Genomic DNA, 21814 nt, shown 5'->3' on the forward strand with positions numbered 1-21814 from the left:
CGCATGGCTGAACCACTCCATGTCGACGACCGGCTGGCCCTCGCCGAGCTCGCGGCCCGCTATGCCGTCGCCGTCGACCTCCGCGACTTCGAACGGCTGCGCGAGGTGTTCGTCGCCGACTGCCGACTCGACACCGGACGAGCCGTTCGCGACGGCATCGACGCGGTCCTGGACGCGATGCAGGGCCTCCATCGCTACGAGGCGACGAACCACATGGTCGGACAGCAGCTGCTCGAGCGCCACGATGGCGACATCCGAGGCGTCACGTACTGCACTGCGCACCATCTCGGCGTCGACGGTGACAGCCGGACCGACACGGTCATGCACATCCGCTACCACGACCGCTTCGTCCGCACCGACGACGGGTGGCGCATCGCGACTCGTCGTCTCGAGGTCGTCTGGACCGACCACCAGCCGGTGCACTGACCGGGTGGGTCAGCCGCCGTTGGCGGCGCGCTCGTGATGGCGGATCACTTCGGCGATCACGAATCGGAGGAACGCCTCGCTGAACGCGGGATCGAGGTTGGCCGATGCCGCCAGTTCACGGAGGCGGGCGATCTGCTGTTCCTCGCGAGCCGGGTCGGCGGGAGGCAGCCCGGCGACGGCCTTGTACTCCCCGACCGCCTTGGTGACCTTGAACCGTTCGGCGAGCAGGAGGATCAGCGCCGCATCGATGTTGTCGATGCTGGAGCGATACTGCTCGAGCTGTGGATCGCTCATGAATCTCCGAAGGGTTTCCCCTTGGCGTTCCGGCGAAGCCGGAACTCCAAGGAACCCGAAGGGTTCCCGTGGGCCGTACAAGAGTCGAACTTGTGACCTCCTGCGTGTCGAGCAGGCGCTCTAACCAACTGAGCTAACGGCCCCGAAGTCGGAAACTGTAGCAGCGGTTCTCGCGAATCCCGAACGGGGATGTACGGAACGAACGAGCCGAGGCCGCCGCCTGTGGCGGCGACCCCGTTCTCGATGTACTGACGAGCGCCGGGCGGGATTTGAACCCGCGACTGTACGGCTTTGCAGGCCGTTCCCTTGGGCCGCTCGGGCACCGGCGCCAGCGGGTGAAATGGTAGCGGGACACGGCGTTCGTGCGAGCATGGAGCCGTGACCGACTCCGAATCCGCCCGCCGCTCACCGCTCGACATGCTCGGCGTCTTGGCCAAGACCGACGGCGAACTGAGCGACACCAGCCGTCTGGTCGAGATCTACACGATGGAGGGACTCCTCCAGATCATGTGGCACGGTGCCCCGGGCGCGACCGACGTCGTGCTGATGTGCGGTGGGGCGATGGGCGGGATGCTCGGGCCGGGCCGCTCGCTGTATCTCGAGCTGGGTCTCGAACTCGCGGCGGAAGGCCGGGCAGCGATGGCCGTCGGCTACCGCAAGCCCGGCGACCTCACGCGGTCACTGCTCGACACCTGCGCGGCGGCCGATCTGGCGCTGCGTAACGGCGCCGAACGCTTCGTCATCCTCGGTCATTCGTTCGGCGGTGCGGTCGCGATCCAGGCGGCGTCGACGTTCACGGCCCACACCGCCGGCGTCGTCACCTACGCGACCCAGTCGGCCGGGTGCGAGGAGGCCGCCCGCATCGGCGACACCCCCCTGCTGCTGCTCCACGGCGACCGCGACTCGATCCTCGGGCCGGAGAACTCGCTGATGGTGCGGACCCTCGCCGGCACCGGAGAGGTGCGCATCTTCCCCGACACCGACCACCTGATGGCGGAAGTGGCCGACGAGATCGCCGAGATCACCGGCACCTGGGTCCGCGAGAAGTTCGCCGCCCACTAGCTCCGGGGTTCGTCGGCGAGGAGGGCACGAAGACCGTCCTCCACGCGGCGGAGTCGGGCGGTGACATCGCGAAGACGACCCAGCAGGGCCATCGCCTCCTCGCGCTTCAGCGCATCGGATCCGGCGGGGAGCATGGCGATCGACCGGCGGAGGTGCTCGATCTCGTGATCTCGGTCGAACTGCAGCATCGCCGCATCGTAGCGAACACACGTTCGCCCGCAAGTCGCGACATAGAGTGTCGCCCATGTCGATCGAGATCAACTTCACCGGACGAGTCGCCCTGGTCGTGGGCGGCGGTGGCGGCGGCATCGGAACCGCGGTCTGTCAGCGCCTCGCCGCCGCCGGCGCCGATGTGATCGCCGTGAGCGCGGTAGCCGAACACGTCGACGCCACGAAGGCCGATGTCGAGGCCCTCGGCCGGCGGGCGTCGGCCCAGGTCGCCGACGTCACCGACTTCGATGCCCTGCGCGCCGCGATCGACGCGGGCGCCGACGAGATGGGTCCGCCGGACCTCGTCGTCAACGTGGTCGGCGGCGCGACCCCCGACCACTGGCATCGCCTGACCGACTTCCCGATCGAGTCGTTCGATCACCTGATGACCACCAACCTCCGCTATGCGTTCATCGCGTGTCAGCACGTCGCGAAGGGGTTGATCGAACGAGGTCGACCCGGCGCGATCGTCAACATCTCGTCGATCGCCAGCCGGGGCCAGCCCCTCCTGTCGGCCTACGGCGCGGCGAAGGCGGGGCTCGACTCACTGACCCGTTCGATGGCGATGGAGTGGGGTCGCCACGGGATCCGGGCCAACACGCTCGCCCCCGGCACGATCAACACGCCCCGTTCGGGCCGCGACCCCGACGAGGTCGACCCGCTGGCGGCGAGCATCACGCTGCGGCGGCGCGGCCGACCTGACGACATCGCCGACGTGGCGCTCTTCCTGCTCTCCGACCTCGCGAGCTACGTGAGCGGCCAGACCATCGACGTCGACGGCGGGCCGAGCCGGGGTGGCGTCGACGAGCACGACCTGCCCATCTTCGTCACCAACGAGGCGATCCGCAGCCGCTTCGAGCAGTAGGTCACGAACGAGCGCCGACGGCGACCCAGCGTCCGTCGTCGGTGGCCTCGGCTTCGCCGCGCGTGAGCATCCGGGCGAGATGCAGTTCGGCGCAGCGACGTTCGGCGCGGTCGGCGAAGCTCGCCGGGATGTGGGCCCGATACATGAAGCGGTGGGCGACGAGGTCCTCGAGGCCACGCGGTTCGGCCAGGAAGTCGAGCATGGCCCGGTGTCGGCGCTCGATCACGGCGAGATACGCGTCGATCATCTCGAGGAATCGGTCCCGCCCGTCGATCACGCCCTTCTGGTGGAACGTCACGTAGTGGGCGGCATCTTCCTGGCGGACTCGATGCAGGCTCGCCTCGAAGTCCTCCAAGTCGCTCCACACGTCGCCGTAGTAGGGCCCGAACCCGGTGAGGTCGATGTCGGAGAGGAAGAAGACGCCGCCCGAGATGCGGAACCCGCTGTGCCCCCGCGTGTGGCCCGGCAGGTGCACGGCCTCGACGGTCACACCGCCGAGGTCGAAGACGTGACCGTCGCCGAATCCGGTGGCGTCGGGGCGGTCGGTGTAGTGGAACTCGTCACGGAAGGTGGCCCGCGCGTCGTCCTCGTCGTCGGGCCCGAACCCGTAGACCTCCATCAGGCCGTCGAGACCGCGGGCCGCGAGCAGATCCGCTTCGTGGATGTGGAGTCGGGCATCGGCATACATCCCGTTGCCGGCCATGTGGTCCTCGTGCCCGTGGCTGTTGATCACGGCATCGACGGCGACACCCACGCCACCCTTCGCGACGACGGTCACCGACGGGTCGATGACGACGGTCTCGCCTGCCCCCGCGACCACGAGCGAGTTGCCGCTGGGGTACCCGCCGTTGCCGTCGCCGATCAACACGGTCACTCCGGCCGCGAGGGAACGGGCCTCGTCGCCCCAGTGCCGAGTCACGTCGTCCATGGCCGGACCCTAACGGTCGGGAGAAGATCCTCGGAACGTGATCTGCGTCATGGTCGGACGTCGTCTCGACGTCGACGATGGGCACATGAACCGATCACCGTCCTTCATCGCCAGCGTCTGCTTCGTCGCCGCGGCGCTCGCCATCGGCCCCTTCGGCCCGGCGAGCGAGAACGCGACGAAGGACACCCGACCCGTCGATTGTGTCGCGACACACGCGGCCGCACCGTCGACCACCATTGCGACGACCATCGCGACCACCATCGCGACCACCATCGCGGCCCCGTGCCGGCCGTGACCGACCGAGCCCCGTCCCCTACGGTTCGCTCATGGCAACCGACGAGTGGACTCCCGACCGGATGCGTTCGGTCTTCGAAAGCGTCAAGAACTGGGGACGGTGGGGTGACGACGACGAGGCCGGTGCGCTCAACCTGATCACCGCGGCGAAGCGGGTCGAGGCGGCGGCCGCCGTCCGCAGCGGCACGGTCGTGAGCTGCTCGCTGCCGCTGGCCGTCAAACCGGCCGCCGACAATCCGCACCCAGCGCTGCACATGATGGTGCGCGGTGGCGACGACTGCGTGATGCCCGGGTCGGACTTCGAGACGACGATGGACTTCGTCGGTGTGGCGTTCCACGGCATGGCCACGAGCCACATCGACGCCCTGTGTCACGTGTTCGTCGACGGACAGATGTACAACGGCTTCGCCGGCACCGAGGTGAAGAGCACGGGTGCCCGTCACGGCAGCATCATGTGTGCGAGCGACGGCATCGTGTCGCGCGGGGTGCTGCTCGACATTCCCCGGTTCCTCGGCGTGCCCTCGCTCGAGAAGACCCACATGATCTCCCTGGCCGAACTCGAGGCATGCGAGGCCGCCCAGGGCGTCTCGGTCGGCGAAGGCGACATCTTGCTGGTCGCCACCGGCCGTGATGCGCGGCGGACCGAAGAGGGCCCGTGGATCCCGTGGCACGGCCTTCCCGGTCTGCATCCCGAGTGCATCCCCTGGCTCCACGACCGCGGCATCGCCGTGCTCGGGGCCGACGGGGTGTCCGACGGCCTCCCCGGGCTCGGGATCGACGGCTGGTTCATGCCCGTGCATCAGTGCGCCCTCGTCGCCATGGGGGTGCACCTGCTCGACAACCTGCGTCTCGACCGGCTGGGTGAGGCGTGCGCGGCGCAGGGACAGTGGGACTTCCAGTTCACGGTCGCCCCACTCCACGTCGAGGGCGGCACCGGTTCCCCGGTGAGCCCGATCGCCGTCCTCTAGGACGGGTCGGGCACGACCACCTCGACGGTCGACCGGATGTCGGTGGCGGATGCCGCGACCACCACGATGTAGCGGCCGGGATCGACGACCCATGCGTGCACGCCGGCGTCCCAGCGGGCGAACGAACGCTCCGAGAGGCGTACGGTCGCCGTGCCGGTCGCGCCCGGCACGAGATGCACCTTCGCGAAACCGGCGAGCTCCTTCTCGGGCCGGGGAACGACGTGCTCGGTGGGTGAGACGTAGATCTGCACCACGTCGCTCCCGGTCCGCTCGCCGGTGTTGGTGACCGGCACGGTGACGACGAGATCGACGCCGTCCCCTGCCACCTTCGGCGCACCCCACTCGAAGGTGGTGTAGGAGCCGCCGTGACCGAACGGGATCAGGGGCTCGATCCCGCGGGTGTCGTACCAGCGGTAGCCGACGAAGATCCCTTCGCCGTAGCGGACAACCCCGGCCTCTCCCGGATAGTTGACGTAGGCGGGGGTGTCGCGTTCGTCGCGGGCCCAGGTGGTCGGCATCCGACCGCCGGGTTCGGCGTCGCCGACCAACACGTCGGCGATGGCATCACCGGCCTCCTGGCCCGGATACCACGCCAGGAGCACCGCGGGCACGTCATCGAGCCAGGGCAGGGTCATCGGCGCTCCGCAGTTGAGCACCACGACGGTGTTCGGGTTCGCAGCGACGACGGCCCGCACGAGGTCGTCCTGGCCGTTGGGCAGCTCGATGGACTCGCGATCCCCACCCTCCGACTCCCACTCGTTGTTGGATCCGACGACCACGACCGCGGTCTCGGCCCGGGCCGCGAGGGCCACGGCGTCGGCGATCCCCTGCTCCCGGTCGTCGTCGGCGAGCTCGACCCCGACGTCGACCACACAGATCCACTGACCCGGCCCGCGCGGCACGTGTTCCAGCCGCATCCGGTAGGTCCGCCCCGCCTCGAGGTCGATGGTGCCGGTGCCTCCGTGCTGACCGAGTCCGCCGCTGAAGGGTTCGACTGCGTTGTCGGCCACGAGCACGTCGTCGACGAAGAGCCGGGAGTGGGCGAAACCGAGGGCACAGGCGCGGTGCCGTCCCGACTGGTTCGGCGTCATCTCGAACGTCATCCGGACCGACATCGTGTCGTGGCCCTTCGGCCACGAGTCGCCGACCCACACGCCGAACGCCCTCGCACGGGTGACAGTCTCGAAGATCTCGCCGTCGAAGCCGATGCCGTCGTACAGCTCGAAGGTGACCCCGCCCTCCCCCATCCATTCCGGGGGTACGGGCGCGGCCTTGCGCCGCATGTCGAGGCCGGGCGCCCAACCCACGAGCCGATCGCCGAGGCGCTCGGTCATGGAGTCGAGCACATTGGTGGTCCGGTGTGCGGTGAGGTTCGCCGACCCGCCGCCCAGCATCGCGGTGGATGCGACGCCCGGGCCGATCAGCGCGATCGTGCCGGACCCGGCCAGCGGCAGGACGGCCTCGCCGTCGAGGCCGGGCGCGTTCTTGACGAGCACCATCCCGGCCGCCGCTGCGCCGCGTACGAGCTCACGGTGCTCCGGGCGGTCGACGCTGCGCTCCTCGTGATCGGTCTCCGCCCCGAGGCGCCCACGCCACTTCAGGAACGAGACGATGCGGCGGACCTTGTCGTCGATCGACGCCTCATCGACCTCACCGGCCTCGACCGCGGCCTGGAGCCTTCCCCCGCCCCACCAGCGACCCGGCCCCGGCATCTCGAGGTCGAGTCCGTGCCGCGCCGGCGCGACGGTTTCCTTGATCGCGCCCCAATCGGACACGACGAAACCGTCGAAGCCCCACTCGTCCTTCAGCACGTCGACGAGGAGGTCGGGGTGGGCGCAGGCATGGTCGCCGTTGACGTAGTTGTACGCACCCATCACCGAGGCGACGCCCGCCTCCTTCACTGCCGCCTCGAAGGGTGGCAGATAGATCTCGCGCAGGGAACGTTCGTCGACATCGACGTCGATGGTGAAGCGTTCGAACTCCTGGTCGTTGGCGACGAAGTGCTTCACGCACGCGCCGACGCCCTGGCTCTGCACGCCGCGGATGTAGGCGACGGCGATCCGGGAACTCAGCTCGGGGTCCTCGCTGTACGACTCGAAGTGCCGTCCGCCGCGTGGCGAGCGGTGGAGGTTGACGGTCGGTGCGAGGAGCACGTCGATCCGGCGGTCGTTGCCCTCGACACCCAGGGCGACCCCGACCTCCTCGACCAGCGCGGTGTCCCACGTGGCACTGATCGCCGACGGTCCGGGCACGACGAGTCCCGGACCGGTGCCCCGACCCCGGGCTCCGACCGGTCCGTCGCTCAGGGTCCAGTCCGGGATCCCGAGCCGTTCGCAACCCTGGACGACCCAGGCGCTGTCGCCGCGCACCATCGTGCACTTCTCTTCGAGCGTCATCTGCGACACGAGGTGGTTGACCTCGTCGCTCGTGTGCCGACGGGCGGCTGGGTCCTGCGGTGACATCGGCTCTCCTGATCGCGCGAACAACAAGGGTTGTACCATCCGGACGCCCCTGCGAGCCCACGATGCCTGGAGTCGTCTCACATGACCGATCCTCACCCCGACTCCACTCTCTACCGAGACCCTGCCGCCGGCATCGGCGAACGGGTCGCCGACCTGCTCGGACGCATGACGCTCGAGGAGAAGGTCGCCCAGCTCGGGGCGATCTGGCTCACCTCGCTGGTGCGCGACGAGCACTTCGATGCCGACGCAGTCGCCGAGAAGCTGGCCGACGGGATCGGTCAGGTGACGAGGATCGGGGCGAGCACGGGTCTACTGGCCGACGAGTCGGCCCGGCTCGGCAACGAGATCCAGCGGGTGCTCGTCGAACGGACCCGGCTCGGCATCCCGACGGTCGTCCACGAGGAAGGGGTGGGTGGCTTCCTCTCCCGGGGCGCCACCACGTTCCCGCAGGGACTCGGGCTCGCGGCGACCTGGAACACCGACCTCATGGGCGAGGTCGCCGATGTGATCCGCACCCAGATGCTCGCCGTGGGAGCCCGGCACAATCTCGCGCCCGTGCTCGATGTGGCCCGCGACCCCCGTTGGGGTCGTGTGGAGGAGACCTATGGCGAGTCCCCCGAGCTCTGCGGACGGATGGGGGTCGCCTACGTACGGGGGCTCCAGACCGACGATCTGCGCAACGGGGTCGTCTGTACCGGCAAGCACTTCCTCGGTTACGCCCTCTCGCAGGGCGGCCGCAATCAGGCGCCCGTGCAGCTCGGCCCGCGCGAGTTGCGCGAGGTCTACGCCGAACCGTTCGCGGCGGCGATCCGCGACGCAGGCCTCGCGTCGATCATGAACAGCTATTCGTCGATCGACGGAGAACCGGTCGCGGCGAGTCGGGCGCTGCTCACCGATCTCCTGCGGGGCGAGCTCGGCTTCGCCGGCACCGTCGTGGCCGACTACTTCGCCGTCATGCAGCTGCACCTGAACCACAGGACCGCAGAGGGACCGGAGGAGTCCGCCCGTCAGGCCCTCACCGCCGGTCTCGACATCGAGCTGCCCTCGCTCGACTGCTATCAGCACCTTCCCGCAGCGGTGCGCGAGGGCCGCATCGACGAGGCCCTCGTCGACGAGTCGTGCGCCCGTGTGCTGGAGCAGAAGATCCGCCTCGGCCTCTTCGAGCGCCCCTATGTCGACGACCGGGCCGCGCTGGCGGTGTTCGACACGCCGGACCAACGCGCCCTCGCCCGCCGAGCCGGCGCCGAGGGAACGATCGTGCTGAAGAACGACGGTGTGCTGCCCCTCGACCCGTCGACCGGTTCGATCGCCGTCATCGGACCCCACGCCGACGACCCGCGCCTGCTCCAGGGCGACTACCACTATCCGACCCATCTGGAGATCATCTACCAGCGAGCCGGGCTCGAGTCCGACGGGGATCCCGGGACCGGCGCCGAGCAGCTCCCCGAGTCGGGCGGCGCCTTCGCGGCCGGCCCGTACTACACCCCCCACGTCACTCCGCTCGCCGGGCTCCGCGCCGCGTTGGGCGACACCACCATCGTCCACGAACCGGGCTGCACCGACACCGGCACCGACCGCTCCGGCATCCCAGCCGCGGTCGCCGCGGCCGCGGCGGCCGACGTGGCCGTCGTCTTCGTCGGCGCCCGCTCCGGACTGGTGCCTTCGGCCACGGTTGGCGAGGCCCGCGATGCGACCGACCTCCGTCTTCCCGGCGTCCAGTCCGACCTGGTCGCGGCGGTCGCGGCGACCGGCACGCCGACCGTCGTGGTCATCATCAGTGGCCGGGTGCACACGCTCGTCGACGAGAACGCCGCCGCCGATGCGCTCGTGTGGTCGATTCTCCCCGGCGAGGAGGGCGGCAACGCCATCGCCGACGTCCTCACCGGTGCCGTCAACCCGGCCGGACGACTCCCGGTCACCATGCCCGAGCACGTCGGCCAGATCCCGCTGCATCACGACATGCGACAACGGGGCGACAAGGCCGAGTTCTACGGCGGCTATGTCGACTGCGACGTCACTGCCCTCCATCCGTTCGGCCACGGGCTCTCGTACACCTCGTTCGCCTACGGCGAGATGACGGTCGTCGCGGGCTCGACGACGACACCGACGACGATCTCGGTCGAGGTGACCAACACCGGCGAGCGTGACGGTGACGAGGTGGTCCAGCTCTATGCGACCGACGACGTCGCGTCGGTCGCCCGACCGATCCGCGAACTGGTCGGCTTCTGCCGGGTCGCGATTCCCGCCGGCGGCACGCGCCGGGTCGCGTTCACCGTCGACCCCAGCCGGCTGGCCTTCCACGGCCTCGACATGCGCCACACCACCGAGCCGGGCACGTTCACGTTCCGTATCGGCGGCTCATCGGACGACCCCGCGATGCTCGAGCAGCAGGTGACGCTCGACGGCGAGCGAACCGAGTACCGACGGGCCGATATCGTGGCGACGACCGCCGAGGTGGGCTGACCATGCGATTTCTCTACATCGACATCGACACGCTCCGGGCCGATCACCTCGGCTGCTACGGCTACCACCGCGACACCACACCCAACATCGACGCGCTAGCTGCGGAAGGCGTCCGCTACGACAACGTCTATGCGTCCGACGTGCCGTGCCTGCCGTCGCGCACCGCGCTGGCCACCGGCCTGTTCGGGATCCGCAACGGCGTCGTGAACCACGGCGGCCTCGCCGCCGACCTGCGCCCCGAGGGGGCGACCCGGAACTTCTTCGGCAAGGTGGCGAACCAGTCGTGGGCGTCGAAGTTCTACTGGGCGGGGTGGCACACGGCGTCGATCTCGAGCTTCCCGTTCCGCCACTCCGCCTCGTGGTGGAACCACGGGGTGATGGAGGCGATGAACCTCATGCGGGGCTTCGGTGGCGAGCGGGCCGACGAGGTGCTGCCCGGCGCGCTCGACTGGCTGGATCGCCGCGGCGCGGCCGACAACTGGTTCCTCCATCTGCATCTCTGGGACCCCCACACCCCCTACAACACGCCCGACGACTACGGGAACCCGTTCGCCGGCGACGCGGCGCCGGCCTGGCACACGGAGGCGATCCGGGAACGGAACTGGGATCTCGCCGGCCCGCACTCGGCCCAGGAGCCCTGGGGATTCTCACCCGACGAGTGGGGCTCGCCGCCCCCTCGCCAGCCGTGGAACGCCGCGACGATGGCCGACGTGAAGGGCATCTTCGACGGCTACGACGTCGGCATCCGCTACGCCGACGATGCCGTCGGGACGGTCATGAACAAGCTGGCCGACCTCGGCGTGCTCGACGACACCGCGGTGCTCGTCTCCTCCGATCACGGCGAGGCGTTCGGCGAACTCGGCGTCTACGCCGACCACCAGGCGTCCGACGAGGCGACGTGTCACATCCCGTCGGTCCTGCGCTGGCCCGGCCTGGAGCCTCGGGTCTTCTCCGGCCTGCAGTACCACCTCGACATCGCGGCGACCGTCGTCGACCTGGCCGGAATCCCGCTGCCCACCGGATGGTGGAGCGGCGAGAGCACGAAGGCCGACCTCGACGCGGGCACCGACGAGGGACGCGACGCCCTCTTCTTGTCGCAGGGCGCCTGGTCCTGCCAACGAGGTGTGCGGTGGGGCGACCACCTCTACCTGCGCACCTGGCACGACGGCTATCACCCGCACTGGAACGACGAGATGCTCTTCGACATCGCCCGGGACCCCCACGAGGTCGACGACCTCGCGGCGACCCAGCCGGCGACGGTCGCCGAGGCGGCGGCGCTGCTCGACGCGTGGACCGCCGCACAGATCGAGCAGTCGCTCGGCGACCTGGGCGATCCGATGGCGATCGTGCTCGAGGAGGGCGGTCCGCTGCACGTGCGAGGGCACCTCCCCGCTTACCTCGAACGTCTGCGCGAGACGGGGCGATCGCACTGGGCCGACGTGCTGGTGGAGCGCTTTGCCGAGGATGCGGCGGGCGGTTCGCCGTCACGCTGACCGTGCGCTAGGAGTAGCCCATGACCGAGACGCCATCGATCCTTCATCTCGAGCCGAGCGGCGAGAACCGCTACGCCGTGGCCAACGCCGGCGATGCCGCCGCCAATCCCGTCGTCTTCGGCGGACAGTTGCTCGCCCAGATGATCACCGCGGCGGTGGCCCACAGCCCGGGCAAGACCGTGAAGACGATCCACACGACCTTCGCCCGCGCCGCCCGCGTCGATGCCGACACCGAGCTGATCGTCGACACGTTCCATTCCGGCCGCGCGTTCGCGAGCCACACCATCACCGCGGTGCAGGGCGACCGGATCTGCGCCCGGGCCCAGGTGCTCACCGATGCCGACGAACCCGACCTGATCGAGCACCACGCGCCGGCCCCGGACCTCACGCAACCGAGCGGCGAGGGCGACACCGGTCACTCGGTGTTCCCCGGCGCCGAGTTCGTGATCGCCGACGGCGTCGACCTCGTCGACAGCGCAGCGCCGGTCGGGCCGGCCGAGCTGACGGTCTGGTACCGCAGCCGGAACACTCCCGACGATCCGGCGATCAACCAGGCGGTCCTCTCCTGGGGCACCGACGGGTTCCTGATCGGCACGGCCATGCGGCCCCACGCCGGCCTCGGCTACGACCGTGCCCATGTCGACGTGTCGACCGGCGTCATCGGCCACACCCTCACGTTCCATCGGCCGTTCTCGATGACCGACTGGCTGCTCATGCAACACGAGGCACCCTTCGCGGGAGGCGGCCGCAGCTACGGCCGCTGCCACATCTTCGACTCGTCCGGCGCCCTCGTCGCCAGCTACGTCCAGGACAACATGATCCGGGCGATGCCGGAGGGCCAGGCCGGCAGGGGCATGTAGCCACGCGGGAATACCGTCGACCCCACCACGTTGATCATCGACAGAGGCGATGACCGCACCCTGCGATATCGCCTCCGATGATCACGTCCGAAGGGAGGCGCCGAATGATCGCGATGGAACTCATGGGACTCCAGGTCGAGCCCGACACCGGCGCCCCCATCGTGCTGCTGCGTGAAGCCACCGGCCTCCACCGCATCCTGCCGGTGCACATCGGCACCCCCGAGGCCATCGCCATCGCCGTCGGGATGGAGGGCGCGATGACCTCACGGCCCCTCACCCACGACCTCCTCATCGACGTGCTCGAGAGCGCCGCCACCCGCCTGCAACGAGTCGACGTCACCGAGCTCGTCGACGGCACCTACCACGCCGAACTCGAGCTGCACGGACCGTCAGGCGTGCAGCGGGTGTCGAGCCGCCCCTCCGATGCGATCGCCCTGGCGGTGCGGATCGGCGCGCCGATCTTCGCCGACGAGGCGGTGCTCGACGAGGCCGGCCTCGAGGTGGTGGAGATCCAGGAGGTGGAGATCCAGGAGGTCGGCGGCACTCCGATGACCGCCGACGAGATCGACACGACGGTCGAGGAGTTCACGTCGTTCCTCGACGCGATCGACCCCGCCGACTTCGCCTCCCCCGACCCCGACTCCCCCGACCCCGACTCCCCCAGCGACGAGGAACCGTCATGAGCAACACCGTGGCCTGCACCACGTGCGGCACCCGCAACCGCACCCCGGTCGTGACCGGCGGCCGCCCGCGGTGTGCGAGCTGCAAGGCCGACCTTCCCTGGCTGGTCGACGCGACCGGCGACGAGCTCACCCCGGCCCTCGATCAGTCCGCCCTTCCGGTGCTCGTCGACCTCTGGGCACCCTGGTGCGGCCCCTGCAAGGCGGTCGCTCCTGCGCTCGAACAGCTGGCCGCCGATCTCGCCGGCAGCCTGCGGGTCGTGAAGGTCAATGTCGACAACGCCCCCGAGGTCTCGGCCCGGCTGGGGGTACAGGGCATCCCCACGATGGTGCTCTACCGCGGCGGCGTCGAGATCGCCCGCCAGGTCGGCGCACTTCCCGGCCACGCGATCCGTCAGTGGGTCGATCAGGCCCTCGCCTGACTACGATTCGCTCCGGAGACGACACCGGAGGGGCCATGAGCGGCATCGAGAAGCGATTGATCGACCCGGCATTCTGGCGCCAGCCGCTGGCCGCGAGGATGCTCGAGTTCGCCGAGATCCGCGAGATCGGCCCGTTCGTACCGGTCGACTTCCACAACGAACTCATCGGTGCCGACGAGCGGTTCCACGCCGTGACCCGCTACGACGACGTGGTCCAGATCAGCCGCCGACCCCTCGACTTCTGTTCCGGCAAGGGCGCGGTCTCGATCATCGACATGCCCGAGCAGATGCTCGAGTTCTTCGGCTCGTTCATCAACATGGACGACCCCCGTCACGCCCGCCAGCGCGGCATCGTCGCCCGCTCCTTCACCCCCCGACAGCTCCAGGGTGTCCTCGATTCGGTCGAGACCATCTGCAGCGAGGTCATCGACGGGTTCTGCGAGGAGGGCGAGGTCGACCTCGTCAAGGCGCTCTCGGAGCCCTACCCGCTGCTCATCATCTGCGACATGGTCGGCATCCCCCGCAGCGAGTTCCAGACGGTGCTCGACGCCACCAACGTGATCCTCGGCGGCGGCGACCCCGAATACATGGGCGACGGCGACCCCATGGAGCAGCTGATCGGCGCGGCGATGCAACTCCTCGGCATCATGGGCGAGCTCACCGCGGCGCGACAGGCCAACCCGACCGACGACCTCATCTCGAGCCTCGTCCACAATGATCTCGGCGAAGACATGATGACCCCGGCCGAGATCGGATCGTTCTTCATCCTCCTTGCCGTCGCCGGCAACGACACGACCCGCACGGCGATCAGCCACGGCATGAACCTGCTGGGACTGAATCCGGACCAGCGCGAGATCTGGCAGAACGACGTCGACGGGGTGACCGACACCGCGGTCGAGGAGATCGTGAGGGTCGCCTCCCCGGTCACCTTCATGCGCCGCACCGCGACCGGCGACCACGAGGTGTCGGGTCATCGCTTCTCCGAGGGCGACCGCCTCGTCCTCTTCTACGGGGCGGCCAACCGCGACCCGCGACAGTTCACCGACCCCGAGCGGTTCGACGTGCGACGCGACCCGAACCCGCAGCTCGGCTTCGGCGGTCCGGGCCCGCACTTCTGCCTCGGCGCGCATCTCGCCCGCCGCGAGCTCTCGGTGGCGTTCCGCCAACTCTTCGCCCGGCTCCCCGACATCGAGGTCTGCGGCGATCCCGTTCCCCTCGAGGCGGCCGGCATTCCCCTGGTCGGCGGGATCAAGCACCTGCCGGTGCGATTCACGCCCTCGGCCCGGATGAGCTAGGGCGCCTCGCCGGGCGACGCCCAGAGCGTGCAGAGCTCGTCGGCGGTGGTGACCGTCGCGATCATCGAGAGCGTGTGCTCGATCACCGAGTCGGCATAGGCGGCCGGGATGCCGGCGACTGCGTCGCGTACCAACACGACCTGATAGCCGAGGTCGATCGCGTTGATGCAGAGACCGAGGATGCCGAGGTTCACCGAGACGCCGGTGGCCACGACGGTGGTGATGCCCATGTTGCGCAGCATCTGGTCGAGCGAGGTCGACATGAACGGGGTCATGCCGTGCATCCGGGCAACCACGACATCGGCCGGCTCGGGTCCGAGCTCGGGCACGAGGGCCGCCCCGGGGGTGCCGATCTCGGTCGGGACCACGCCCTGTTCTCGGCGCAGCCTCTCACCGAGGGCGAAGATCCTGCAGTTCTCGGTGGCTCCGGCGCCGTCGGCCCGGTACTCGGCCGTGCAGTGCACCACCCGTGCGCCGACGGCCCGCGCCGCCCGACACACCTGCGCCGCGTGGGCGATGGTGCCGGTCTCGGCCACGCGCTCGACCAGGGCGGGAAGGAGGGCGCCGTCGCCCACCACACCCTGCTGGAGTTCCATGGTCAACACGGCCGTCGATGCCGGGTCGACCAGGGCCCGGAGCCGGTCACGATTCTTGCGAGCTTTGTCATCTGCGTCCACGGTGGGAACATGATGGCCCAAGCCGGCCACCAAGGGAGCGACCGACACATGTGGGATTTCGAGACCGAGCCCGACTATCAGGCGAAACTGGACTGGGCCGACGCCTTCGTCCGCGAGGAGGTCGAACCACTCGACCATGTGCTCGGCAGCCCGTTCGACAAGAGCAACCCGCGGGTCATCGAACTGATCCGGCCGCTCCAGCAACAGGTGAAGGACCAGGAGCTGTGGGCGTGTCATCTCGGCCCCGAACTCGGCGGACCGGGCTACGGCCAGGTGAAGCTGGCCCTGCTCAACGAGATCCTGGGACGCTCCTCGTGGGCGCCGACGATCTTCGGCTGCCAGGCCCCCGATTCGGGCAACGCCGAGATCCTCGCCCACTACGGCACCGAGGAACAGAAGGCCCGCTATCTCGCACCACTGCTCGAGAACCACATCTCGTCGTGCTACTCGATGACCGAACCCCACGCCGGCGCCGACCCGACCCTGTTCACCACCCGCGCCGAGCTCGACGGTGACGAATGGGTGATCAACGGCGAGAAGTGGTTCTCGTCGAACGCCAAGTACTCGACGTTCCTGATCGTCATGGCGGTCACCAATCCCGACATCAGCGCCTACCAGGGCATGTCGATGTTCATCGTCCCGACCGACACCCCGGGGATCGAGTTCGTCCGCAACGTCGGGCTGGGCACCGAGTCCGAGGAGCACGCCTCCCACGCCTATCTGCGCTACAACGACGTCCGCGTGCCGGCCGACCACGTGCTCGGCGGAGAGGGTCAGGCCTTCGCGATCGCCCAGACCCGCCTCGGTGGCGGACGCATCCACCACGCGATGCGGACGATCGCCACGCTCCGTCAGGCGTTCGACCTGATGTGCGAGCGGGCGCTGTCGCGTGATGTCAGGGGCGGCAACCTCGCCTCGCTCGGGATCACCCAGGAGAAGATCGCCGACAGCTGGATCGAGATCGAACAGTTCCGCCTGCTCGTCCTGCGCACGGCCTGGCTGATCGACAAGCACAACGACTACCGGCGAGTCCGCAAGGACATCTCGGCGATCAAGGCGGCGATGCCGAAGGTCCTCCACGACGTCGTGCAGCGCTCCATGCACCTTCACGGCTCTCTCGGCGTCTCGAACGAGATGCCATTCAGCAGCTGGATGCTCACCGCCGAGGTGATGGGCCTGGCGGACGGGCCGACCGAGAACCACAAGGTCGTCTTGGCCCGGCAGCTGCTCAAGGGCTACGAACCACACGAGGGACTGTTCCCCCGTGGCCACCTGCCGGCGGTGCGGGCGGCCGCGCGCGAGAAGCTCGCCGACTTCATCGAGCACGAAGCCGGCAACCTCTGATGACGAGCGCTGATCCCTACGACGCCGCGAGGCAGGCGGCCGACGCGGTCCGCTCGGCCACACAGGTCGACAACCACGACGTCGCGATCGTGCTCGGCTCCGGCTGGGCCGGAGCGGCCGACCGGATCGGCACCGTACGCACCGACCTGGAGCTGTCGGCGCTTCCGGGCTTTCCGCCGCCCGCGGTCGCCGGTCATCGCAACCTGCTTCGCTCGATCAGCGCACACGGACGTGACGTCCTCGTGTTCGGGGGTCGATCACATCTCTACGAAGGCCACCCCGCGTCGACGGTGGTGCACGGCATCCGCACCGCGGCGGCGGCCGGCTGTCGGACCGTGATCATCACCAACGCGGCCGGCGGGCTCGACCCCACGTGGCCGGTCGGCACGCTCGTCCTCATCGAGGACCAGATCAACCTCACCGGCCATTCGCCGATGGTCGGACCGCCGCCGCCCGACGGGCAGCCGGGGCGTTTCTGTGACCTGACCGATGCCTACAGTCCGCGATTGCGAGCGGTCGCCCACGGCCTCGACGACCAGCTCGCCGACGGCATCTACGCAGGTCTCATCGGAGGCAACTACGAGACCCCGGCAGAGATCCGGATGCTCGCGACCATGGGCGCCGACCTCGTCGGCATGTCGACCGTGCTCGAGACGATCGCCGCCCGCCATCTCGGCCTCGAGGTCCTCGGGATCTCGCTGGTCACCAACCTCGCCGCCGGCCTCTCACCGGCCGCTCTGGCCCACGAGGACGTCCTCGCGGCAGCACGCGAAGCCGAGACGAGGGTGGTCGACCTCATCGGCGGCGTGCTCGCCGAGGCGTCCCCGACGTGACGACGCTCGAGACTGCCGATCCCGCGCAGCTGGCCCACCGTTGGCTCGAGGTCGATCCCGACGCGGCGACACGGACCGAAACCGAGCGACTGATCGACGCCGGCGGGCCCGAGCTCGCCGCGCGATTCGGCCGTCACCTCGAGTTCGGCACGGCCGGTCTCCGCGCCCGCCTGGGTGCGGGCCCCAACCGCATGAATCGGGTGATCGTCCGGCTGGCCGCTGATGCGATCGCCCGTGAGATCGCGTCCGAACCCGATCCCCACGTCGTGATCGGGTTCGACGCCCGCCACGGCAGCTCGGTGTTCGCGACCGACACCGCCCGCGTGCTCCTGGCGCGCGGTGTGCGCTGCACGATCCTTCCCCGTCCACTGCCGACGCCGGTCCTCGCCCACACGGTGCGGCAGCTGGCGGCCTCGGCCGGTGTCATGGTGACGGCGAGCCACAACCCACGCGACGACAACGGCTACAAGGTCTACGGGCGGGGCGGCGCGCTGCTGAGTGGTCCGGCCGAGGCACGGATCGCCGCGAGCATGCGCACCACTCCCCTGCTCGACAATCTCGACCTCGTCTCCGAGGCCGACTCTCGGCTCGTCGCCGGATCCGACCAGCTCGTCGACGGCTATGTGGACACGATCCTGACCACGCTCGACCCGTCGGGGTCCCGTCACGCCCGTGCGGTCCACACCGCGCTGCACGGGGTGGGCACCGAGGTGCTCACCCGGGCGTTCGCCGCGGCGGGCTTCCCGGCCCCCGTGACGGTCCCGTCGCAGGCCGAGCCCGATCCCGACTTCCCGACCACACCGTTCCCCAATCCCGAGGAGCCCGGCACGCTCGACCTGGTGTTCGCACTGGGCGACGAGGTCGGGGCGGATCTCGCCCTCGCCAACGACCCCGACGCCGACCGTCTCGCGGTGGCGGTCCCGACGGCGACGGGTTGGCAGCTGTTGAGCGGCGACGATGTCGGTTGCCTGCTCACCGACCACCTCCTGCGACGACCATCCGATGACGCGCGGACACCGCTGGTCGTGACCACGGTGACGTCGTCTCGCCTTTCGGAGCAGATCGCCCGTGCGCACGGCGCCGATCACGTCGAGACGCTGACGGGCTTCAAGTGGATCATGAACGCGGCGGAGGCCAGGCCCGGTCACCGCCTCGTCTGCGGCTACGAAGAAGCACTGGGGTATGCCGTCAACGAGGGTGTTCCCGACAAGGACGGGGTGAGCGCGGCACTGGCCATCACCGAACTCGCAGGCGAGCTCAAGGACCGGGGTCTGACGTTGCTCGACCGCCTCGACGACCTGCACCGTGCCCATGGCGTGCACGTGACGGGCCAACGCTCGATCCGTTTCGAGACCCGACCGACGGGACCGAGCGCGCAGGAGGCGGCGATGCAGCACCTCCGTAGCGATCCACCGACCAGAATCGGCGGTCTCGACGTGGCTGCCATCCACGACCTGGCCGACGGGGCGACCGGACTCCCGCCGACGAACGGTCTGGTGATCGAGCTCGCAGCGACCCGCCTCGTCATCCGGCCGAGCGGCACCGAACCGAAGATGAAGGTCTACGGCGAGGTGGTGGCCGAAACCGACGACGACGCCGACGTCGCCACGACGCGTGCGTCGGCCCGAGCGCAGCTCCGGAGGGTCCTCGACGCCGCCGTTCGACTCGTCTGCGCGTTCGACGCCGACCCGGCGACCGCGCCGAGCGAGCCCCGACCGGAGATCGACCGCGTGTTCTCGGCCGCGTCCGCGGGGCGGTCGCGCCGCGACGACCTGGCGTTGGTCGTCCGCTGTATCGACCTCACCACGCTCGAGGGCGACGACACCGCCGCTCGCGTCCGGACACTGTGCGCGCAGGCCCGCCGACCCGATGCCGCCGACCCCGCCCTCGGGCCGGTCGCGGCCGTGTGCGTCTATCCGGAACTCGTGCCGCTCGCCGCCGAACTCCTGCGAGGCACACCCGTCGGCGTGGCCAGCGTCGCCGGGGCGTTTCCCGCCGGCCTGTCCTCGTTGGCGGTCCGCCTCGCCGACATCGCCGATGCCGTCGGCCGCGGGGCCGACGAAGTCGACATCGTGATCAACCGATCGGCGCTCCTCGAAGGCCGCAACGACGTCGTCGCCGCCGAGCTGGAGGCCTCACGCGGGGCCGCGGGCACGGCGCACCTGAAGGTGATTCTCGAGGTCGGCGAGCTCGACGAACGCCGCATCACGACGGCCGCCCATCTCGCGATGAACGCGGGCGCCGACTTCATCAAGACATCGACCGGCAAGACCGGCGTGAACGCGACGCCGCGCAGTGTGTGGACCATGGCCGAGGCCATCAGATCCCACGCCGAGGAGACGGGGCGACGCGTCGGCCTGAAGATCGCCGGCGGCGTTCGGACGGCCGACGACGCGCTCGGCTACGTCAACATCGCCCGATCGGTACTCGGCGAGGACTGGCTCACGCCCGAGCTCCTCCGTTTCGGTGCCTCCAGCCTGCTCGACGCGGTGGTCGCCGAGCTGGACGCGACCCGGGGCTCGGCCTCAACTCCCTGACACCGCTTCGATCACGATCGGCGGAAGCTCCACCGGCCCGGGACCGAGGGGCACCGCCCCGGCAAGCTCGAGCACGGCTCGATCGAGACGGGCCGGATCGTCGGTGTGGAGCTCGAACACCGGTTGCCCCGCTTCCACCTCGTCGCCCCGTTTCACCAGGCAGATGACGCCGGCGGTCGCGCTGACCCGGTCTTCCTTGCGGGCGCGACCGGCACCGAGGTGCCATGCCGCGACACCGACGTGGCGGGCGTCGACCGCCTCGACGACACCGGTCCGATCGGCCACGACGACCTGGCGATGCGCGGCGACCGGAAGACCGGCGGACAGGTCGCCGCCCTGGGCCTCGACCATCGCGACGAACGATGACATCGCGGCACCGGATGCGAGCACCGCCGCCGGGTCGACGTCGAGGCCGGCGAGTCTCGCCATGTCGCCGGCCAGGGCCAACGACAGCTCGACGACATCGGGCGGCCCGCCGCCGGCCAACACATCCATCGCCTCGACGACCTCGAGGGCGTTGCCCGCCGCCCGACCGAGGACGTCGTCCATGCGGGTCACGAGCGCCGACGTGGCGACGCCGTGGGCTCCGCCGATGCCGACCATGGCCCGCGCCAGTGCGTCGGCCGATGCCAGGTCGCGCATGAAGGCGCCGCTCCCGACCTTCACGTCGAGGGTCAGGCCCTTCGTCCCCTCGGCGATCTTCTTCGACATGATCGAGCTGGCGATCAGCGGGATCGACTCGACCGTCCCGGTGACGTCTCGCAGCGCATAGAGCTTCCGGTCGGCGGGGGCGAGCCGCTCGGAGGCTCCGGCGATCACCCCTCCGATCGTGTCGAGTTGCTCACGCATCTGCTCGAGCGTCATCTGGGCGCGCCAGCCGGGAATCGCCTCCATCTTGTCGAGCGTGCCGCCCGTGTGGCCGAGGCCGCGCCCGGAGAGCTGGGGCACCGCCGCGCCGCACGCGGCGAGCAGCGGAACGACGATGAGCGAGATCTTGTCGCCGACGCCGCCGGTCGAGTGCTTGTCGACGGTCGGTCGATCGAGCGCCGACAGGTCGAGTCGGTCGCCGGAATCGATCATCGCGCCCGTCCAATGGGCGAGTTCGTCGGGCTCCATGCCGTTGAGGAAGACGGCCATCACCAGCGCCGCCGCCTGCTCGTCGGCGATCTCGTCGCTCGATGCGTAGGTGTCGATGAACCAGTCGATCTGCTCGTCGGTCAGCCGTCCGCCGTCACGCTTCGTGACGATCACATCCTGGGCCCTCATGGGCCCTCGTCCCGGCGGGAGGCGAGCTCCGCCGCATCGAAGGCGCCCGGCAGCAGGTCGCCCAGCGAGACCGGCTGGGGCGCCGCGTCGATGAGCATCGACGGGCCGCCGTGGTCGAGCAGCAGCTGACGGCAGCGCCCGCACGGGGCCAGCGGTTCGCCGTCGCCGCCCACCACCGCGACGGCGACGAGCGCACTCGCACCCGAGCGCCGCAGGGCCGACACCAGTCCGCATTCCGCGCAGAGCGTGAGCCCGTAGGAGGCGTTCTCCACATTGCAGCCGCTGACGACGTCGCCGTCGGGCGTCAACCCGGCCGCACCGACGTGGAGGCCGCTGTACGGGGCGTAGGCCGTCTCGGCGGCGGCGCGGGCGGCCGCCCGGAGCGTGGGCCAGTCAGGGTTCGGGGGATTCGCCGTGTCTGTCATCGGAGCTCCG

At 69.8% G+C, this 21814-nt stretch carries 21 protein-coding genes and 2 tRNA genes; 14 read left to right on the forward strand and 9 right to left on the reverse strand.

The annotated features are described in order from the left end of the window. Window positions 1-3 precede the first annotated feature (3 nt). The gene (locus R2707_07915) at window positions 4-426 is read left to right on the forward strand and encodes a nuclear transport factor 2 family protein (protein ID MEZ5245006.1); all 423 of its coding nucleotides are present in this window, start codon (window positions 4-6) and stop codon (window positions 424-426) included. A gap of 9 nt (window positions 427-435) precedes the next feature. Here R2707_07915 and R2707_07920 read toward each other — a convergent pair whose 3' ends face one another. From R2707_07920 to R2707_07930, 3 genes are all read right to left on the reverse strand, one after another. Next, the gene (locus R2707_07920) at window positions 436-720 is read right to left on the reverse strand and encodes a chorismate mutase (protein MEZ5245007.1); all 285 of its coding nucleotides are present in this window, start codon (window positions 718-720) and stop codon (window positions 436-438) included. A gap of 69 nt (window positions 721-789) precedes the next feature. Further along, a tRNA-Val gene (locus tag R2707_07925) sits at window positions 790-863 on the reverse strand. Between the two features lie 111 nt (window positions 864-974). Beyond that, window positions 975-1049: transfer RNA gene (locus R2707_07930), tRNA-Cys, on the reverse strand. A gap of 49 nt (window positions 1050-1098) precedes the next feature. Between R2707_07930 and R2707_07935 the strand changes: the two genes are divergently transcribed. Next, a complete protein-coding gene (locus R2707_07935; protein MEZ5245008.1) occupies window positions 1099-1782 on the forward strand; it encodes an alpha/beta family hydrolase in 684 nt (227 codons plus the stop codon). On the opposite strand, the gene R2707_07940 is transcribed toward R2707_07935, so the two are convergent. After that, window positions 1779-1970, reverse strand: a complete 192-nt coding sequence (locus tag R2707_07940; GenBank protein ID MEZ5245009.1) for a hypothetical protein — start codon at window positions 1968-1970, stop codon at window positions 1779-1781. The genes R2707_07935 and R2707_07940 overlap by 4 nt on opposite strands. A 56-nt stretch (window positions 1971-2026) precedes the next feature. Here R2707_07940 and R2707_07945 point away from each other — a divergent pair, with 56 nt between their 5' ends. Then, on the forward strand, window positions 2027-2857 hold the full coding sequence (locus tag R2707_07945) for an SDR family NAD(P)-dependent oxidoreductase (protein ID MEZ5245010.1): 831 nt from the start codon (window positions 2027-2029) through the stop codon (window positions 2855-2857). A 1-nt stretch (window position 2858) separates the two neighbouring features. Here the strand turns inward: R2707_07945 and R2707_07950 are convergent, their stop codons facing one another. Further along, the gene (locus R2707_07950; protein MEZ5245011.1) at window positions 2859-3785 is read right to left on the reverse strand and encodes an MBL fold metallo-hydrolase; all 927 of its coding nucleotides are present in this window, start codon (window positions 3783-3785) and stop codon (window positions 2859-2861) included. 85 nt (window positions 3786-3870) lie between these two features. Between R2707_07950 and R2707_07955 the strand changes: the two genes are divergently transcribed. Together R2707_07955 and R2707_07960 are read left to right on the forward strand one after the other, a co-directional pair. Continuing rightward, complete coding sequence (locus R2707_07955) at window positions 3871-4080, forward strand: hypothetical protein (GenBank protein ID MEZ5245012.1); 210 nt, start codon at window positions 3871-3873, stop codon at window positions 4078-4080. A gap of 31 nt (window positions 4081-4111) precedes the next feature. Further along, entirely contained in the window at window positions 4112-5047 is a 936-nt protein-coding gene (locus R2707_07960) for a cyclase family protein (protein ID MEZ5245013.1), read from the forward strand. Here the strand turns inward: R2707_07960 and R2707_07965 are convergent. Then, complete coding sequence (locus R2707_07965; protein MEZ5245014.1) at window positions 5044-7509, reverse strand: glycoside hydrolase family 3 C-terminal domain-containing protein; 2466 nt, start codon at window positions 7507-7509, stop codon at window positions 5044-5046. The two genes, R2707_07960 and R2707_07965, sit on opposite strands and share 4 nt — an antisense overlap. An 81-nt stretch (window positions 7510-7590) precedes the next feature. On the opposite strand from R2707_07965, the gene R2707_07970 reads away from it, so the two are divergent. From R2707_07970 to R2707_07995, 6 genes are all read left to right on the forward strand, one after another. Further along, complete coding sequence (locus R2707_07970; GenBank protein MEZ5245015.1) at window positions 7591-9972, forward strand: glycoside hydrolase family 3 N-terminal domain-containing protein; 2382 nt, start codon at window positions 7591-7593, stop codon at window positions 9970-9972. Between the two features lie 2 nt (window positions 9973-9974). Further along, window positions 9975-11465 (forward strand): sulfatase, encoded by a 1491-nt coding sequence (locus R2707_07975; GenBank protein MEZ5245016.1) that lies wholly within the window; start codon window positions 9975-9977, stop codon window positions 11463-11465. 20 nt (window positions 11466-11485) lie between these two features. After that, window positions 11486-12325, forward strand: coding sequence for a thioesterase family protein (locus R2707_07980; protein ID MEZ5245017.1), 840 nt, complete (start codon window positions 11486-11488; stop codon window positions 12323-12325). A gap of 104 nt (window positions 12326-12429) precedes the next feature. After that, window positions 12430-13008 carry a bifunctional nuclease family protein gene (locus tag R2707_07985; GenBank protein ID MEZ5245018.1) on the forward strand — a complete coding sequence of 193 codons (579 nt, stop codon included), beginning with the start codon at window positions 12430-12432 and terminating at the stop codon, window positions 13006-13008. Further along, a complete protein-coding gene (trxA, locus tag R2707_07990) occupies window positions 13005-13427 on the forward strand; it encodes a thioredoxin (GenBank protein MEZ5245019.1) in 423 nt (140 codons plus the stop codon). The genes R2707_07985 and trxA overlap by 4 nt, the downstream gene beginning before the upstream one ends. Window positions 13428-13462: 35 nt before the next feature. Continuing rightward, the gene (locus R2707_07995; GenBank protein MEZ5245020.1) at window positions 13463-14722 is read left to right on the forward strand and encodes a cytochrome P450; all 1260 of its coding nucleotides are present in this window, start codon (window positions 13463-13465) and stop codon (window positions 14720-14722) included. On the opposite strand, the gene R2707_08000 is transcribed toward R2707_07995, so the two are convergent. Then, on the reverse strand, window positions 14719-15399 hold the full coding sequence (locus tag R2707_08000; GenBank protein MEZ5245021.1) for a cysteine hydrolase: 681 nt from the start codon (window positions 15397-15399) through the stop codon (window positions 14719-14721). The genes R2707_07995 and R2707_08000 overlap by 4 nt on opposite strands. Window positions 15400-15447: 48 nt before the next feature. Between R2707_08000 and R2707_08005 the strand changes: the two genes are divergently transcribed. Genes R2707_08005 through deoC form a run of 3 tightly spaced genes read left to right on the forward strand, consistent with a single transcriptional unit; the run spans window position 15448 to window position 20113 of the window. Continuing rightward, entirely contained in the window at window positions 15448-16743 is a 1296-nt protein-coding gene (locus R2707_08005; GenBank protein ID MEZ5245022.1) for an acyl-CoA dehydrogenase family protein, read from the forward strand. Next, complete coding sequence (locus R2707_08010) at window positions 16743-17576, forward strand: purine-nucleoside phosphorylase (protein ID MEZ5245023.1); 834 nt, start codon at window positions 16743-16745, stop codon at window positions 17574-17576. Before R2707_08005 ends, R2707_08010 begins: the two co-directional genes overlap by 1 nt. Further along, complete coding sequence (deoC, locus tag R2707_08015; protein ID MEZ5245024.1) at window positions 17573-20113, forward strand: deoxyribose-phosphate aldolase; 2541 nt, start codon at window positions 17573-17575, stop codon at window positions 20111-20113. Before R2707_08010 ends, deoC begins: the two co-directional genes overlap by 4 nt. On the opposite strand, the gene R2707_08020 is transcribed toward deoC, so the two are convergent. Beyond that, on the reverse strand, window positions 20102-21379 hold the full coding sequence (locus tag R2707_08020; GenBank protein ID MEZ5245025.1) for a thymidine phosphorylase: 1278 nt from the start codon (window positions 21377-21379) through the stop codon (window positions 20102-20104). The genes deoC and R2707_08020 overlap by 12 nt on opposite strands. Continuing rightward, window positions 21376-21804: a cytidine deaminase gene (locus R2707_08025; protein MEZ5245026.1), complete on the reverse strand. Its 429-nt coding sequence runs from the start codon at window positions 21802-21804 to the stop codon at window positions 21376-21378. The genes R2707_08020 and R2707_08025 overlap by 4 nt, the downstream gene beginning before the upstream one ends. Window positions 21805-21814 lie beyond the last annotated feature (10 nt).

This window comes from Acidimicrobiales bacterium, from assembly GCA_041394245.1.
Classification (GTDB): Bacteria; Actinomycetota; Acidimicrobiia; order Acidimicrobiales; family Aldehydirespiratoraceae; genus JAJRXC01.